Source organism: Paeniglutamicibacter sp. Y32M11 (genome assembly GCF_019285735.1).
Lineage (GTDB): Bacteria > Actinomycetota > Actinomycetes > Actinomycetales > Micrococcaceae > Paeniglutamicibacter.
The window spans coordinates 3480136-3496656 of sequence record NZ_CP079107.1 but is presented as its reverse complement, the minus strand read 5'-3'; the positions used below and the strand labels follow the sequence as shown (position 1 = coordinate 3496656).

Genomic DNA, 16521 nt, shown 5'->3' with positions numbered 1-16521 from the left:
CGCCAATGTTGGGCCCCTGACCAGCGCGCTGACGGCAAGAACCGGGGGTGCGCCGGGAGTCTTCCGGCCAACATGGGGTCCAAGGACATGAGCGCATATCTGTCGGGCCGTGGGCTCGGTGTTGGTGCTGGAAGCCCGCGGGGATCCATACCACTCGGTTCGAAGGGGCGATCCACGAACCCTGCTGCGTGACAAGGGACAGCACGCCGGTGGCAGGGTAAACGAGGTGGAAGTGGGTGTGCAGGTGTATCTGTTCGGGGCGCAGGTCATCGTGGCGGATTTCAAGCATTTTCAGGCAATTCAGCAGTGGTGCGCCGAAATTCGTGGGTGTGGACTGGACGGGAGGCAAGAACACTGCATCCCTGAAAGAAGAACCCCTGACTTCACAAGGTTCTCCATTGGCCGTCTACCGGCGCACGGCCGCCCACCCGGCGCAGCCCACCCGGAATCCCGCGAGACGGGATCGCCTCACCGGGCACTCCAGGCCGCCCATAAGGTCGCGTAGGTTCCGCCGGCGGTCAGCAGCACGTTGTGGCTGCCCTGCTCGACGATCCGCCCGTCCTCCATGACCAGAATGCGGTCGGCCTGGGCCGCCTGGGAGAGTCGGTGCGCCACCACCACCGCGGTGCGGCCGCGGGTGATGCGCATGGCAACGCGTTCCATCAGCGCGGCGCTTGCCGATCCACCCTCCGCTGTGGCCTCGTCGAGCACCACTAGGCCGGCTCGGTTCAGCAGCGCCCGCACCAGTGCTAGATGCTGTGATTGCTCGCCGGTCAGCTGCAACGCACCGTGACCCACCATGGTCTCGAGCCCCTCGGGCAAGGCCATGACCCAGTGGGCTTCGGCCTCGAGTACGGCCTGGATCAGTTCTTCCGAGGTGCTTGTGGGTGCGGCCAACAGCAGGTTTTCGGCGATGGTGCCGCTGAAGACGTGCACCTCCTGGCTGACCAGCAGGGTGCTGTGGCCCAGCCGCGGGGCCGCGGACGCATCAAGCAGCACAGTACCCGCTCCGGGTTCCAAGCTTCCGGCCAGCACGCGGGCCAGCGTGGTCTTGCCGGCACCGCTGGATCCGACCAGGGCCACCAGCTCGCCCGGGGCAATGCTCAGCTCGAAGTCGGTGATCACTGCCGGTGCATCCTGGTAGCCGGCGGACAGTCCGCTGACCACCACACCCGGGGCGCTGCCTGGGTGAGTGACGGCGGCGGGGTCTTCGCGCTCGCGGTCCGAATCGATCAGGCCGACCAGGCGTGCAAGCCCGGCCCCGGCCTTTTGCAGCTCGTCGACGTTGGCCAGCAGGGCGCCGATCGGCCCGAACAGCCGGTGGAAAAACAGGGCGGCCGCGGTCGCCGCACCAATGGTGACGGCATCGGCGCGGACTAAGAAGAACCCGGTGGACAGGATCGCGGCCATGCCCAGCAGCTCGGCCATATTCAGCCACCCGTAGAACCGCGAGGAAACCACCACGGCCTTGAGCATCAGGGCCACGGCGCCGCGGCTGGACGCGGCTACCGTCGAGACGTGGTGCTGTTCCACGCCCAGCGCCCTGATGGTGTCTGCGCCGCCGGTGGCCTCGAGCAGGTGCTGGCCTCGTTCAGCTTCCGCCACGCGCATCGCCCGGTAGATCGGGCCGCTGCGGCGCAGGAAGGAACGCAGCGCCAGGACATGGATCGGGATGCACAACAGGGTGACGGCCGCGAAGCGCCAGTCGAGCACCCCGAGCCCCAGCAGGGTCAGCGCAATCGTGAACAGCGCGGAGATGAAGGTCGGCAAGATTCCGCCGATGGCCTCGTTGGTGGCGTCCACGTCACGGGAGACTCGCGAAATCAAGTCCCCACTGCCGGCACGCTCCAGGCGTTCCTGGGGCAGCTCCATGGCGGATTCGAAGACTTCCTCGCGCAGCTGGGCCAGGCCGCTTTGGCCCAGCTTGGCCAGCAGCACCTGGGAAATACCTGTCAGGATCCCTGTGGCAAGCGCCGCAAGGAACAGCAGCCCCAAGGAATTGAGCAGCGCCTGGGACCCCCGTTGAGCGGAGACGACGTCAACGATCACGCCGAGCAGCGCGGGAATCGCCAGTCCGGTGACCGCAACGCAGAGTAGCGTGAACGCCGTCAGCGCCACCAGCCAGCGACGGGCCCCGAAGATTCGGATCACGTGGTGCCAGGTGGACCGGCGGTCGGCGATCGGCAGCCGGTCGGCCGCGGGAACCCCGGTGGTTGATTCGCTCATGGGTTTACTCCGGCCGTGTGCAGTGAGGTGGTGTCGATGACGGTGTCGCAGGCCCCCAGTAGCATCGGGGAATCCGAGATGACCAGCAGGGTCGCATCCCGCAGGGAGCCAAGTGCCACGGCGATGCGAGCCTCGCTGACCGAGTCCAGGGCCGTGGTCGGATCGGTGAGCACAATGACCGGCTGTCTCTGGTGCAGGGCCCTGGCTAGCAGCAGCCGCTGGCGCTGGCCGCCGGAAAGTGCACTGCCCTGCTCGCCAACCCGTGCATCCAGGCCCAGCGGGAGCCTGGCGCAGAGCTCGGCCAGGCCGGTGGCTTTCAGCACGGACTCCAGTAGCCGGGGCGCGTGCAGGTTCTCACGGAACGATCCCGTGAAAATCGCCGCGTCGTGGTCGGCCACGAACACCGTGGAGCGCAGCGTCGCCAGCGAGTCGGCGGGGGCGCCGTTGATCAGCAGCCGCGCACCGGCGTCACCGGTGCGCCCGGCCAGCAGCATGCCCAACTCACGTGCGCTTCGTGCATCGGTGCGCAGGCCCGTCATGCTTCCTGGCAGCAGCCGGATATCGGGGCGCTGCCCCTCGCCGCGGACCAGCAGCTCGCTGAAGGCCACCTGGTCGGTGGGTGTCGGGTCGGCGCGCACCACCACATGCGCACCGGAACCAACCTCGGTGTTCAACAGCGTGGCAATGCGCTTGGCCGCCGCGCGCTTTTGAGCCAGGGCTGCCGGGTAGTACGCCAGGGAGCTCAGCGGCTCCTGGATGAATTGAGCCAGGCCCACCACGGTGACCAGCTGGCCGATGCTGATCTCGCCGGCCAGTGTCATGGACGCGGCAGCCCAGGTGATGGCGGCCAGGAACATGGCACTGAGGCCAAGGGTGACGGTGGAAAAGAGGGCCTCGGATTTTGCGGTGCCAAGTGCCGCCTGCAGCGAGGCCCTGCTGGTGTCGCGGTAGCGTTCGGTGGCCGTGCGGGTGGCGCCCAGGCCCTGGAGTACGCGCAACCCGGAGACCAGGTCGGTGGCCAGGCCCGTTGCCTCGGCGGCGCGTTCCTGCTGCAGGTGCGTGCGCCGCTCCAGTGGGGCGGTGATGAAGTGCATGAGCACCAGGAACACCACTGTGGCAACCAGCACCAACAGGCCCAGCTGCCAAGAAATCAGCAGCAGCGCTGCCGCGGCGGTGATGAGTGCCGCGAGGCTCGCGCTCATCTGAGAGATGGTCCAGCTCAATCCGGCGGTGATTGCCGTGTCGGAGGTGGCGATGTTCAGCGTTCGTCCGGCACCGAATTGCTTGCCGGTGGCCCGCGGATGGAGCACCTTGGCGATGACCATTTGGCGCAGGGAGTGGTCGCCGAATCCGTAGACCCGATTGGTCAGCCGGTAGCCGTGCCGCCAGCTGTAGGTCAGCATCAAAAAAAGGCCCGCTAGCGCGCCGAGTATCCATAGCAGGGCGCTTAAGTCCGAGGGGCCGATGGCCTTGTCGATGCCCACCCCGATCAGCACCGGCACCAGCGCCTCGCAGACCTGGTGGATCATCAGTAGGGCGGTCGAGGCGCCCAGTTGCAGGCCGCGTCCGTCGGCGAATGCGCCATGGCGCAGGGCATGTTTGCCCGCCGCGATGGCGGAGAAATCCGGGGTCAAATCCCGGTCAACGGTGCGCTGGTTCTTGTTTATATTGGGGGCCACCTCAAGAGCCTATGCAATGCCCGTGGGTCGGGCTGGACATGCTGTATCGCCAGACGGACAGATCGGCGAAAAACTGCATGTTTCGGCGATTTCTCCTGCTTTGCTTGTGTTGTACCCAACGCCGGGAACAGTGTGATTTCCCCGGTCCCGAGCAATTGCTCCCCGCAGGGGGAGCCGACCAACAGCGAAAGTAACGCTCCATGGCACTTGCAGCAGAGACCCTCACCTTGGCATACGACGAACGCGTGATCTCAGAGAACCTGAGCGTCAAGATTCCCGAGGGCGCCTTTACCGTCATCGTCGGCCCCAACGCCTGTGGAAAATCGACGCTGTTGCGCGCCTTCTCCCGCTTGCTTAAGCCCCGGACCGGGTCGGTAGTGCTCGACGGGCGCACCATTCATTCCTACAAGGCCAAGGAAGTGGCGCGGAAGCTCGGGCTGCTGCCACAGACCTCGACTGCTCCGGACGGAATTTCCGTGGCGGACTTGGTGGCCCGCGGCCGCTATCCGCATCAATCACTGATCCGCCAATGGTCGACATCGGACGAGGCGGCAGTCGTGGCGGCCATGGCCGCCACGAACGTCGCAAACCTTTCCGGGCGACAGGTCGACGAGCTGTCCGGCGGGCAGCGCCAACGAGTCTGGGTAGCCATGGCCCTGGCCCAACAAACCCCGACGCTGCTCCTGGACGAGCCGACAACCTATCTGGACATTGCGCACCAAATCGAATTGCTAGAGCTTTTTGGCCGACTCAACCGCGAGAACAATCAGACCTTGGTGGCAGTGCTGCATGACCTGAACCATGCGTGCCGCTATGCAACGCACCTGATAGCCATGAAAGAGGGGAAGGTGGTTGCTGCAGGGGACCCATCGGAGATCGTGACAGCTGAACTGGTTCAGGAGGTGTTTGGTCTGCCGTGCATGATCATCCAGGATCCTTTGACAGGTACTCCCTTGGTGATTCCATGGGGTTCCGCGCGGAAATAGCCCGAAACAGCGCAGCTCCCGCGGGCCCGTGATCCTACGATTGGCTCTGTCCTCGACAGCGCGGAGGACCGGTTCTGGAGTCCACCCGGTGGCTGGGAGTTTTGCAGTCGGTTGCGCCAAATGGTGGCACGCGTGCGGCGAAATGCAGTAGAGTACGGACTACGGTCTAAAGAAAGTACTGACCAGTGCGACGTTGCCGCAGCCATCACCCCCGGCCGGCAGACGCACAGCGAGGCAAGAAACCAGGCAATCACCACATAGAAGTGGAAATGCCGGAATCTTCGTCGTCTGCGATCACGGAATCGCCCCTCGCCTCGAAACACTTCAGAACTTTCAAGGAGACCATTATGTCCATCGATACCTCTCTTAACGCTGCCGCATCCATCACCGACGCAGACATCTTCGACGCCCACATTGGCGGCAAGCTCACCGTCCAGTCCAAGATGCCGCTGGCCACCAAGCGGGACCTCTCCATTGCCTACACCCCGGGTGTCGCCCAGGTGTCACGCGCGATCGCCGCCGACCCGAAGATGCATGCCACCCACACCTGGGCCTCACGCCTGGTGGTGGTCGTTTCCGACGGCACCGCCGTGCTGGGACTGGGCAATATCGGTGCCGCCGCCTCGCTGCCGGTCATGGAAGGCAAGAGCGCACTCTTCAAGGAATTCGGCGGCCTGGATTCCATCCCGTTGGTCCTGAACACCACCAACGTTGATGAGATCATCGAGACCCTGGTCCGCCTGCGCCCTAGCTTTGGTGCCGTGAACCTCGAAGACATCTCTGCCCCGCGTTGCTTCGAACTCGAAGAACGCCTCATTGAGGCTCTTGACTGCCCGGTCATGCACGATGACCAGCACGGTACAGCCGTGGTGGTTCTTGCATCATTGATCAACGCCGCCAAGGTGGCCGGCAAGGAACTGGGCGCAATGCGCGCGGTGATTTCCGGTGCCGGTGCTGCCGGTATCGCCATCGCCGAGATCCTCATCAACGTCGGACTAGGCGATGTGGTGCTGGTCGACTCCAAGGGAATCATCCACCGCGACCGCGACGACCTGAACGCAGTGAAGGCCAAATACGCCGCGGTGACCAACAAAGACGGACTGATCGGCGGCATCCGCGAAGCCCTCGACGGCGCCGACGTTGTCGTGGGTGTCTCTTCCTCCAAATTCGTGGAAGAGGACTTGTCGAGGATGAACGAGAACGCCATCATCTTCGCGCTGTCCAATCCTGACCCGGAAGTCATGCCGGATGTTGCCCGCAAGTACGCCGCCGTGGTGGCCACCGGACGCTCGGACTTCCCGAATCAGATCAACAACGTCTTGGCCTTCCCGGGCATTTTCCGCGGTGCACTTGATGCCGGCGCACGCCGCATCACCGGTGCCATGAAGCTGGCGGCGGCTCACGCCATTGCCGAGCTGGTGGGCGATGACCTCGCCGCTGATCACATCGTGCCGTCGCCGCTTGACCCCCGCGTCATGCCGGCCGTCGCTGCCGCCGTAGGACACGCAGTACAAGAGAAGTAGCCTCGGCTTAACGCGGAGCAATACTACATACGGCTGAGGCCCGATCACCTGCTAAAGGTCATCGGGCCTCAGCCGTATGCGTCTCAAAGCCCCGGTAGCACCGGGACTCCGCTGCTTTTAGTCTTCAGCGCCAACGATGGCAGCGTATCAACGGTTAAGCTCGCTCAAGACTCCACCCCGGCGCGCTGCACCTCGAGGCCGCGCGTGGTCTCGGCCTCTTCCCAGCTGGTTGGACCCGAGGTGAACGCGCCGCGGTAACCGGCCGCGGGGTGGCGATCGTTGAGCAGCGGACCGTCACCAAACAACTTCTCGCGCAGGGTTCCTTTTGCGTATTCGCTTTGGGCCAGACCCCGTTCACGCAACACGGGAAGAACCTTGTCGGCGAACTCCTCAAAGGAACCCGGAATCACCCAGTTGATGACATTGATGCCATCCACGCCCGCAGCCTGCCATTTCTCGATCTCGTCCGCGATCTGCTCCGGTGTTCCCACCACGCGGGTGTTGCGGGCCTGAAGCCAAGCGATGTCCGCGACAACCGGCTCACGATCGGTGATGTGCTTGGATACCCATTCGGAGAAGCCCTTGCCGGTGTTGGTGTCCAGATCGGCAATCCGAGTTTCGGGCGGGTAGACGCGTCCGGTCTTGTCCACGATGGCCGAATGGGCCAAGTAACCGTCGACGCTCACAAACTGGTCGTAGTACGCCTCCTTCTCCTTGGCCTCTTCTTCGGTGTCGCCAATGATGAAGGACAAGCCCTGGAAGAACTTGATGTCCTCCGGATGACGGCCAAATTCCCCGGCCAGCCGGCGGGTATCTGAAATCAGCTCGGCGGCGATCGCCGGCGACGGGGCAATGATGAAGGTCGCCTCGGCATTACGCGCGGCGAAGGCACGGCCCGAAGCCGAGGACCCGGCCTGGAACAATAACGGAGTGCGCTGGGGTGAGGGCGAGGGCAGATGCGGCCCCTCGACCCGGTAACGCGGACCCTCGTGGTAGATCTTATGGATCTTGGCAGCATCGGAGTAGACCCCGTTCTCCTTGTCCTGCTTCAGTGCCTCGGCATCCCAGGAACCTTCCCAGAGCTTGTAGGCAACATCAACGTATTCGTCGGCCCAGGCATATCGTTCGGCGTGGTCGGTCAGCTGCGGCAGGCCATAGTTGCGTGAGGCATTGTCGTTGATGCCGGTCACGATGTTCCAGGCGATTCGCCCGTTGGAAATATGGTCAAGCGTGGAAATTTGCCGGGCAAAGTTATACGGGTGGTTCTGCACCACGTTTGAGGTGGTGGCCAGGCCGATGTGTTTGGTGCTGACCGCGAGGGCACCTAGGAGCACGGTGGGATCGTTGGACGGGATCTGTAGGCCCTCGTTCGCGTAGACGTCGAAGTCTGCGTCCGAGTCCCCATAAAGTCCCGAGACATCGGCGAAGAACATGGCGTCGAACTTTGCCGCTTCGAGGGTATGCGCCAAATCGATCCAGGTATTAACGTCGTTGAACTCCGTCTGGCCGGCATCCGGGCGACGCCATTGGCCGTGGTGGATGTGGCTGGTCGTATTCATGACAAATGCGTTGAAGTGAAGTGGCTTGCCCACGGTGTTACTCCTTTTGTTCCACGAAAAATCTTGAACGTCGTGGTTTTGGCGTTTCCGTTGTGTCCCCGGCAATGCTGGTCTGCATCGATGCTGGCAGGGGAAAAACCGGGCCCCGAAGATTACGTAGCGCGGGGTCGTCACATGTCCTCCTGTGACGATGTGACGTGTTCGTGAAGCGTCCTGGATGTCGCCATGCGACGCAACGTTGAGTGATGCGAACCCCTGCAAAGGGCTCAGGTCTTGGTGCTGGCGCACGCCAACCGGACGCCGGTAGACATGTCCTACGACAACTCGCCCTTCACGTTCCGATTCCCGGAACGAGGGCCGAGCACCCCACAACCAGCAGGAGCAGCACCGTGAAAAACCGCCAGCCGGCGTACCGGGACGAGCCAACAAGCTCCTCCCGTGCCGTGGACAGGACACCCGCACCAACCGCCAAGAACCTCAAGAAACGCGTGCCGTTCGCCTTCGCCGCGGTCGGCGCGTTGTTGGCTTTAACCGCCTGTGGTGGTGCTGTCCACGCGGACTCGGCGAGCGGACCGGGCAGTGAACCGGTCTCCGGCGGTACCCTGGTGTACGCCACGGGCGATACCGAACCCGCGTGCCTCGACCCGATTGTCTCAGGCAATGTCCCACAGGCTCTGGTCTCCACCCAATACCTGGAACCACTGTTCTTCCAAGATGAAAAGGGCGAAATTGGCCCTTGGCTCGCCAAGAGCTGGAAATGGTCAAATGACCGGTTGGCCCTAGACATCACCGTGCGCAGCGACGTCCATTTCACCGACGGCCAGCAACTCAACGCCGAGACCATCATCAAGAACGTCGCCTACATCAAGGATCCCAAAACGCTCTCGAGCACCGGCATCTTGGCCGTAGAAAAGGTGGCCTCCGTCGAAAAAATCGATGAGTTCACCGCGCGGCTGCACCTCTCGGAACCCGACAACGCGCTTCTTGAGCACTTTGCGCAGGTCTGGGTCCCGATCCAATCCCAGAAGGCGTTGGCACGCGGAGCCGAGGCAAATTGCCTCTCACCGGTGGGTACCGGCCCGTTTAAGGTCGAGAGCTGGTCAAAGCAGCAGGAAGTTGTACTCACTCGCAACAACGAGTACCACACGCCCTCACCCACGGCAGCTCATGCGGGGCCCGCGTATCTTGAAAAGATCATCTGGCGCTTCTTGCCCGACCACGCTGCACGCTTCGCCGCCCTGCAGTCCGGGGAAGTAGACGTCATCGATGTATTGCAGCCGCAGAATGCCGTGGCTGCGGATGCCGACCCGGCGCTGGACACCTTGATTGGTTCCCGGCCCGGACACGTGGTGAACCTGACGCTGAACACCACCGAGGGTGTCTTCACCGACGTGCGGGTGCGTGAGGCATTTGTGCGCTCGGTGGACGTTGATGCTGCCCTGAAATCCATCTTTATGAGTACGGTACCGCGCTCGAATTCGGTGCTGAGCAGCATCACGAAGTTCAACCGGCAAAACCCGGAAGCCTATTCCACCGATGTGGCCAAGGCCAACCGGCTTCTGGATGAAGCGGGATGGACCGCGCGGGACGCCGAGGGCTACCGGATCAAGGACGGAGTGCGGCTTTCGACCACCGCTATCCAGACCGAGGCCGTCCTCGTCCCGGTCTCGGTGCTGGAGCAATTCCAGCACAGTGCCAAGGCCGTCGGTTTCGAGCTGGTCATCAGCCAGGAAGAACCGGCCAGCTTCAACGCCAAGCGTTATGCCTGGGAGTACGGACTTTCGCCGCTGTACTACACGAAGAATTCACCCTCCGTGTTGAACATCGTTTACGACTCCGCACACATCCCCTCGGTCATTAAGGGCGGCTACCACGCCAATAACAATGGCCTGACCGGGCCGGAGGCACAAGACATCGACAAGGCCCTGCGCCTGGCCGCCACCACCGGCAGCGAGAAGCAGCGTGGCCAACTCTATGCCAAGGCCCAGCAGCTCATCGACAAGCAGTACCTCTCGCTCCCGATCTTCGACCAGCAGACGCGCCTTGGCTTCCGCTCGGACGTTGAAGGAGTCAAGCTCCTTTCCCCGTTGGGCATGCCCACCTTCTACGACACCTGGTTGGACCGATCATGAGCCTCGAAACCTTGAACCCCACACCATCAAACCCCGCCGCAGTATCCGAGACCACCGATTCGACGGCGAGCAGTTCACGACTGACGTCGGTACTTCGGCTCAGCGGTCTGCGTATCCTCGGAGCCGCAGGCGTCCTGTGGGCGGTTGCCACGCTCGCCTTCTTCGCGATGCGCCTAGTCCCGGGAGATCCGGTGGACGCATTGCTCGGCGGACCGGGTAACAACGCCACCGAAGAGGTGCGCGAGTTGACCCGGGAATTGAACGGCCTCAACGAACCGATCCTCCTCCAATACGGCGCCTACCTCGGCAAGCTCGTGACAGGTGATCTCGGTGATTCCTACCAGCTGCGGGAACCAGTAGCCCAGGTGTTGGGCGATCAGCTAGGCAATACCCTGGTACTCGCGATCCTCGCGCTGGCCACGGCATGGGTCTTGGCCCTTGGACTGGCCTTGTGGTCGGCACGCGGTGGCAGGACCGCCACCCTCGTGGGAAACCTGCTGGAAGTCGTTTCCGCCGCTGTCCCGCACTTCTGGCTAGGCAGCCTGCTCATCCTGGTCTTCAGCGTGAGCCTGCAATGGCTTCCGGCCACCAGCGGAGCACCGGGGATCAACGGTCTGATCTTGCCCGTGCTCACCCTGGCCATTCCGTTGGCCGGATTCCTGGGCCAGGTCATGCGCGAATCAATGCTCACCGCCATGAATTCTCCGTTCGCGATTTCCTCCCGGGCACGCGGCGAATCAGAGGTTTCGCTCAGCCTGCGCCACGCTCTGCGGCACGCAGCGCTTCCGGCCATCGGGCTTTCGGGCTGGGCCATGGGTTCGTTGATCAGCGGGGCAGTGGTTGTTGAAACCGTTTTTGCCCGCCCGGGCATCGGGCGGACCCTGCTGCAGTCGGTGCTGGTGAGAGACGTGCCCGTGGTGCTCGGCGTGGTGGTACTGGTTGCCGCCATCTACATCATCGTCACCCTGCTCAGCGACCTGGCCGAGCGCCTGGCCGACCCGCGGCTGCGTGCGGCATGAGCACGCCGAGATCACTGCCCACGACCGTCACCGACCCGGAAGAAGCCATGACCCACAGCATTCAAACCACCGTCCTGGACACGCCTCCGGTGCGGGATGTGCCGCCTACCCCAAGGGCTGCTGCCGACCCGTCGTTTACCTCCACACTCGTTTCCACCATAGGTTCGTTGGGACCCAGCATTATCGTCCCGCTGATTTTATTGCTGGGGCTGATCGCCGCGGCAGTGATTCCCTCGGTGCTCACTCCCAGCGGACCGCTGGACATGAACCCCGCGGAGGCCTTCACCGCACCGGGTGCCGCGCACTGGTTCGGCACCGACGAATCCGGGCGCGACGTCTACTCCCGAGTCATCCACGGTGCCCGCAGCTCGCTGCTGATCGGCATCCTTGCCACGGTCATCGGCCTCGGCCTGGCCCTGGTGCTCGGTGCCATTGCTGGGCTCGGGACCCGCGCCGTTGACTTCGGAGTATCGCGCTTCTTGGAAGTTCTCTTCGCCTTCCCCGGCCTGCTGTTGGCTCTGTTGGTCATCACCATTCTGGGTCCAGGCGTCGTGACCACCACGATTGCCGTCGGTTTGTCGGCGGCTCCCGGCTACGCCCGGATGATCCGCTCGCAGGTCCTCTCGATCCGCGGCTCCGGCTACGTGGAGGCATCAATCGTGCAGGGCAAGTCCCGCGCCTTCATCATTCGCCACCACATCCTGCCCAACGTCGCGGCCCCCTTGTTTGTGCTGGCCACCCTCGGGGTCGGACAGGCCATCGTCTGGGCATCCTCGCTGAGCTTCCTAGGCCTTGGTGCCACGCCGCCGGATCCTGAGTGGGGCTCAATGCTTTCCCTCGGTCGGCTCTACATCGGCAACGCCTGGTGGCTGACGGTCTTCCCCGGCCTCTTTATTGTGCTCAGCGCCGCCACCACCACGCTGCTGGGCCACGGTATCCAACGCAAGCTCAAGGACAAATAATGTTCTCACCCAACGACACCCCTTCCACTCAAAACGAACCCATCATCACGGTCAGGGACCTGAAGATCGCCTTCGGCTCCAAGACCCAGGCAACCCCCATCGTCCACGGAATCGATTTCGAGATCCACGCCGGGCAATGCCTGGCCATCGTCGGTGAATCCGGATCCGGTAAATCGGTCACGGCACGCACCCTGATCGGTCTCACCGGCGCCAACGCGGTCATTCAGGCCCAGACTCTGCAGCTGCGGGGCAAGGACCTGCGCCGCAATTCAGACCGCGCTTGGCGCAAAGTCCGCGGGGCGGACATCGGCTACGTGCTGCAGGACGCGTTGGTTTCCCTTGACCCGTTGCGGCCCATCGGCCGTGAGATCGCCGACTCGCTGCGCATCCACACCAATCTCTCTCCCGCGGCACGCACCAGTAAGGTGCTGGAATTGCTTGCCGCAGTGGGCATCCCGGAACCCGAACAACGTATCAACCAGCGCTCCGGGGAACTCTCCGGCGGGCTGCGCCAGCGCGCGCTCATCGCTGCCGCCATCGCCCTGGACCCGGCACTGCTGATTGCCGATGAACCCACCACGGCACTGGATGCCACCGTCCAGCAGCAGATCCTGGACCTGCTCGCCGAACGCAAGGCCGCCGGCACAGCGCTGCTGCTGATCAGCCACGACCTCGCGGTGGTGGGCCAGTTGGCCGACCGCATAGCGGTGATGCGTCAAGGCGAAATCGTTGAGACCGGGCCAACGGCCCAGGTGCTGGGCAACCCACAACACGAATACACCCAGCGACTATTACGTGCCGTGCCCACCGACAAGCCGCGTGGCACCCGGCTGGCACCGGCCGGGGCAGGGATCTCGGCGCGGCAGCACGCGTTGATTGGTGCGCAGCGTGCGAAGAGTGAGACCGGGGACCCGACGGTTCCGGTACTCGTGGCACAAAACCTGCGCAAGACCTACCGCAACCCCGACGGCACACCACGAGTTGCCGTCCAGAATGTCTCTTTCGCGCTGAACAGGGGACAAACCCTGGGGATCGTGGGGGAATCCGGATCGGGCAAAAGTACCGTGGCGCGCATGGCACTGGGCCTGACGGCTCCGGATGCGGGGGACGTGCGGCTGCTGGGCCTTCCGTGGAGCACCCTGAGTGAGAAGCAGCGCCGCCCGCAGCGCAAGCACATCACCTCCATCTACCAGGACCCGTTGGGCTCCTTCGACCCGCAATGGGACGTGGCCCGTATCCTTTCCGATGCCCTGCCCGACTCCGAATCGCTCACCCGAAGCGAGCGTCGTGATGAGGTGATCCGGCTGCTGGAAACCGTGGGGCTAGATGCCTCCCTCGAAGCCAGGCTGCCGTTGCGGCTCTCCGGTGGACAACGCCAGCGCATCGCCATTGCCCGCGCTTTGGCCCCGGGACCAGAGGTGATCATCTGCGACGAGCCGGTCTCCGCGCTAGATGTCTCCATCCAGGCTCAGGTGCTGGATCTGCTTGATGAGCTACAGCGCGAATTTAAGCTCAGCTACCTCTTCATCTCCCATGACTTGGGCGTGGTGCAGCACGTGAGTGACGAAATTGTTGTCATGGAGGCGGGCCGAGTCGTGGAAGCCGGACGCACCACCGAGGTATTTTCCAACCCGGCCGAGGAATACACCCGCAAACTACTTGCCGCAGCGCCGCGGTTACACACCGTCCCGATCGGAGAAAAAGCATGACCATCAGCCTCGAACGCACTGTCACGTCTGTGCCTGGAAGTGCACAACCGCCGAGAACCAAGGATCTGCTGGAGCGCTTCGCTCCGGTGTTTGGGGCCATCACCGCCACGACGATCGAGTCCGAGGCTACCCGCACGCTGGCACACCAAGCCGTCGCGTTGCTGAAGGACTCGGGCTTCACCGCGATCCGTGTCCCGCAGGAATTTGGCGGAGCCGGAGCCACCCTGACCCAGTCGCTGCGCCTCTTGCGTGAACTGGGCGCGGCCGATTCGAACCTCGTCCAGGCGCTGCGTGCGCACTTCACCACCGTGGAAACCTTGGTCTCCGGCAGTGACGCTGCGGCCCGGGAACGTTGGCTGCCACGCGTGGTCGCCGGGGACGTGTTTGGCAACGCCACCACCGAGAAGGGCAACAAACCGGGAACCAACTCCACGGTGCTCAGCAAGGAAAAGGGCCGCACGGTGCTCAACGGTACCAAGTACTACAGCACCGGCAGCCTCTACGCCGACTGGATCAAGGTCAGCGCCGATACCAGCACCGGCGAATCGGTGCGGGTCAGCGTGCACCGCGATACCCCCGGCCTGGAACTGGTGGACGACTGGGACGGCTTCGGCCAGCGACTCACGGCCTCGGGGACCACCCGATTCACCAACGTCGAGGTCGACCCCGAAAATATTGATGCCTCCGGCGGAGTAGAAGGCGTCGGCTATGGTGCCGCCTATGTCCAAGCGATCCTGCTGGTGGCCCTGGGCGGGATTGCCCGCGCCGTTCGCCGCGACGCGGTGGACTATGTCCGCGGGCGCGAACGCGCATTTTCCCACGGCGTGGGAGATTCCCCGCAGCGCGACCCGCTGGTGCAAGAAGTTGTCGGCCGGATCAGCTCCACGGTATTTGCCATCGACGCGGTCCTCGACACCGTGGGCGCACGCCTCGAGGAAGCGGCGGTGCTCTCGACTGCCGGCCAACTTGACGCCGAAGCCACGGCCGAACTGGACACCAAGCTCTCCGAGGCTCAGATCTTCGTGGTGGAGCAGACCCTGGATGTGGCCAATCGGCTCTTTGAGGTCGGTGGCGCTTCCGCGGCCTCCGAGACCCGCAGGCTGGACCGGCACTGGCGCAACGCCCGCGTGCTGGGACAACACAACCCGGTGATCTACCGGGCCCGCGCCGTGGGACAGCAACGGCTCACGGGGGACCAGCTCACCACTCCCATCTATGTCGGAACCAGAACCACGAACGGAGCCAACGCATGAGCAAGCCGCTACTGTTTAACGCCTTCTTGATGAACACCGCCAGCCACATCCACCACGGCCAGTGGCGCCACCCGGCGGCCCGACAGCACGAATTTAACGACGTGAACCTGTGGATCGATGTGGCCAGGACCCTGGAGGACGGTCTCTTCGATGCGATGTTCTTCGCCGATGTCACCGGGCTCTACGGCCCGGCCGATGGTCAATACGTGGACAACGTTCACGAGGGACTGCAGATCCCGTCCAACGACCCCGCGGTGTTGCTCGGAGCCTTGGCGGTGGCTACCAAGAACATCGGGCTGGCCTACACCTCCAACGTCATGCAGAACCATCCGTTTAACTTCGCCCGCCAGGTTTCCACCCTCGATCACATCTCCGCCGGGCGCATCGCGTGGAACATCGTGACCAGCACGCAAGAAAATGCTGCGCGGAACTTCGGCTATGACGCTCTGGCCGAGCACGATGCGCGCTACGACTGGGCGGACGAATACCTGGATGTCGCCTACAAGCTCTGGGAGGGATCCTGGGACGAGGGCGCGGTGCTGGTGGACAAAGAAGGCGGTCGCTATGCGGATCCGTCAAAGATCCACAAGATCAACCATGTTGGTGCCCGCTACAAGGTTGAGGGTCCGCATCTGCCTTCCCCCTCACCGCAGCGCACCCCGCTGCTCTTCCAGGCCGGCGGCTCACCGCGCGGCATTCGGTTTGCGGCCAAGCACGCCGAGGCGGTATTTATTGCCCCGCCGGATCCGGCGGGGGCTCGGCTTCACACCCAAAGTGCCCGCGCCGAAGCGGTGCGCGCGGGTCGCGGGGCGGAGGACATTAAGTTCTTCCAGGGCATGAGCTTCATCGTCGGCTCGACCCACCGGGAGGTTGATGCCAAGCGCGAGGAAATCGCGCAGTATTCCTCGGTGGTTGGGTACCTGACCCATACCTCGCTGGGGATCCTGCCCGATGGAACACGGCTGCCCGAGGACACCGAATTGCGCAATATCCCCAACAATGGGGGACAAGGACACGTGGACTGGCTACGCGCCGCAAACCCCGACCGCGAACCGACCCTGGGGGATCTGGCTCAAAACCGCATAGACCGTGGCGTCGTGGCGGGAACGGCCGACGAGATCACCGACCAGCTTCTCGCATGGCAGGATGCGGGAATAGACGGGGTCAATGTGATGAATTGGCGGCTTCCCGACACCTACCTCGAATTTAACGAACGCATCCTGCCCACGCTTCAGAAACGTGGATTGGCAAAAACCGCCTACGAGCCGGGCACCCTGCGCAAGAAAATCTTCGGGCACGATCAACTGCCCGAAAACCACCCCGGCGCCAACTACCGCGGTGCCTTCGGTTCCACCCAAAGCGCCAGCCGGGCCGAAGCTGTGGTCGCTGGCGCCTAGCAGCTGGGGAACATTCACCACGGACCGGATGGGGAGAGTTATCCACAGATTGTGAAAACCGCCCCATCCGGCCTCG

General features: G+C 63.7%; 11 protein-coding genes. 8 read left to right on the top strand and 3 right to left on the bottom strand.

What is annotated here, in order from left to right; all coding sequences use genetic code 11:
- Window positions 1–468: 468 nt before the first annotated feature.
- A complete protein-coding gene (locus KUF55_RS15505) occupies window positions 469–2226 on the bottom strand; it encodes an ABC transporter ATP-binding protein (protein WP_218817183.1) in 1758 nt (585 codons plus the stop codon).
- Window positions 2223–3905 carry an ABC transporter ATP-binding protein gene (locus KUF55_RS15500; RefSeq protein WP_218817182.1) on the bottom strand — a complete coding sequence of 561 codons (1683 nt, stop codon included), beginning with the start codon at window positions 3903–3905 and terminating at the stop codon, window positions 2223–2225. The genes KUF55_RS15505 and KUF55_RS15500 overlap by 4 nt, the downstream gene beginning before the upstream one ends.
- A 200-nt stretch (window positions 3906–4105) precedes the next feature.
- On the opposite strand from KUF55_RS15500, the gene KUF55_RS15495 reads away from it, so the two are divergent.
- Both KUF55_RS15495 and KUF55_RS15490 read left to right on the top strand, forming a co-directional pair.
- Window positions 4106–4891 (top strand): ABC transporter ATP-binding protein, encoded by a 786-nt coding sequence (locus KUF55_RS15495; RefSeq protein WP_168150551.1) that lies wholly within the window; start codon window positions 4106–4108, stop codon window positions 4889–4891.
- Between the two features lie 347 nt (window positions 4892–5238).
- Window positions 5239–6414, top strand: a complete 1176-nt coding sequence (locus KUF55_RS15490) for an NADP-dependent malic enzyme (protein WP_168150550.1) — start codon at window positions 5239–5241, stop codon at window positions 6412–6414.
- A 164-nt stretch (window positions 6415–6578) separates the two neighbouring features.
- Here KUF55_RS15490 and KUF55_RS15485 read toward each other — a convergent pair whose 3' ends face one another.
- Window positions 6579–8006 (bottom strand): NtaA/DmoA family FMN-dependent monooxygenase, encoded by a 1428-nt coding sequence (locus tag KUF55_RS15485; protein WP_255557097.1) that lies wholly within the window; start codon window positions 8004–8006, stop codon window positions 6579–6581.
- A gap of 356 nt (window positions 8007–8362) precedes the next feature.
- Here KUF55_RS15485 and KUF55_RS15480 point away from each other — a divergent pair, with 356 nt between their 5' ends.
- The 6 genes from KUF55_RS15480 to KUF55_RS15455 are packed head-to-tail and all read left to right on the top strand — an operon-like array spanning window position 8363 to window position 16445.
- Entirely contained in the window at window positions 8363–10105 is a 1743-nt protein-coding gene (locus tag KUF55_RS15480; RefSeq protein ID WP_168150549.1) for an ABC transporter substrate-binding protein, read from the top strand.
- The gene (locus KUF55_RS15475; RefSeq protein WP_168150548.1) at window positions 10102–11124 is read left to right on the top strand and encodes an ABC transporter permease; all 1023 of its coding nucleotides are present in this window, start codon (window positions 10102–10104) and stop codon (window positions 11122–11124) included. Before KUF55_RS15480 ends, KUF55_RS15475 begins: the two co-directional genes overlap by 4 nt.
- On the top strand, window positions 11121–12086 hold the full coding sequence (locus KUF55_RS15470) for an ABC transporter permease (protein ID WP_255557096.1): 966 nt from the start codon (window positions 11121–11123) through the stop codon (window positions 12084–12086). The genes KUF55_RS15475 and KUF55_RS15470 overlap by 4 nt, the downstream gene beginning before the upstream one ends.
- Entirely contained in the window at window positions 12086–13795 is a 1710-nt protein-coding gene (locus KUF55_RS15465; protein ID WP_168150547.1) for an ABC transporter ATP-binding protein, read from the top strand. The genes KUF55_RS15470 and KUF55_RS15465 overlap by 1 nt, the downstream gene beginning before the upstream one ends.
- On the top strand, window positions 13792–15048 hold the full coding sequence (locus KUF55_RS15460) for an acyl-CoA dehydrogenase family protein (RefSeq protein ID WP_218817181.1): 1257 nt from the start codon (window positions 13792–13794) through the stop codon (window positions 15046–15048). Before KUF55_RS15465 ends, KUF55_RS15460 begins: the two co-directional genes overlap by 4 nt.
- Window positions 15045–16445: an LLM class flavin-dependent oxidoreductase gene (locus KUF55_RS15455; protein ID WP_218817180.1), complete on the top strand. Its 1401-nt coding sequence runs from the start codon at window positions 15045–15047 to the stop codon at window positions 16443–16445. The genes KUF55_RS15460 and KUF55_RS15455 overlap by 4 nt, the downstream gene beginning before the upstream one ends.
- Window positions 16446–16521 lie beyond the last annotated feature (76 nt).

Coding starts and splice junctions, on each gene's coding strand:
- KUF55_RS15505 (WP_218817183.1), bottom strand. CDS start 2,226: ATGAGCGAATCAACCACCGGGGTTCCCGCGGCCGACCGGCTGCCGATC.
- KUF55_RS15495 (WP_168150551.1), top strand. CDS start 4,106: ATGGCACTTGCAGCAGAGACCCTCACCTTGGCATACGACGAACGCGTG.
- KUF55_RS15490 (WP_168150550.1), top strand. CDS start 5,239: ATGTCCATCGATACCTCTCTTAACGCTGCCGCATCCATCACCGACGCA.
- KUF55_RS15475 (WP_168150548.1), top strand. CDS start 10,102: ATGAGCCTCGAAACCTTGAACCCCACACCATCAAACCCCGCCGCAGTA.
- KUF55_RS15470 (WP_255557096.1), top strand. CDS start 11,121: ATGAGCACGCCGAGATCACTGCCCACGACCGTCACCGACCCGGAAGAA.
- KUF55_RS15465 (WP_168150547.1), top strand. CDS start 12,086: ATGTTCTCACCCAACGACACCCCTTCCACTCAAAACGAACCCATCATC.
- KUF55_RS15460 (WP_218817181.1), top strand. CDS start 13,792: ATGACCATCAGCCTCGAACGCACTGTCACGTCTGTGCCTGGAAGTGCA.
- KUF55_RS15455 (WP_218817180.1), top strand. CDS start 15,045: ATGAGCAAGCCGCTACTGTTTAACGCCTTCTTGATGAACACCGCCAGC.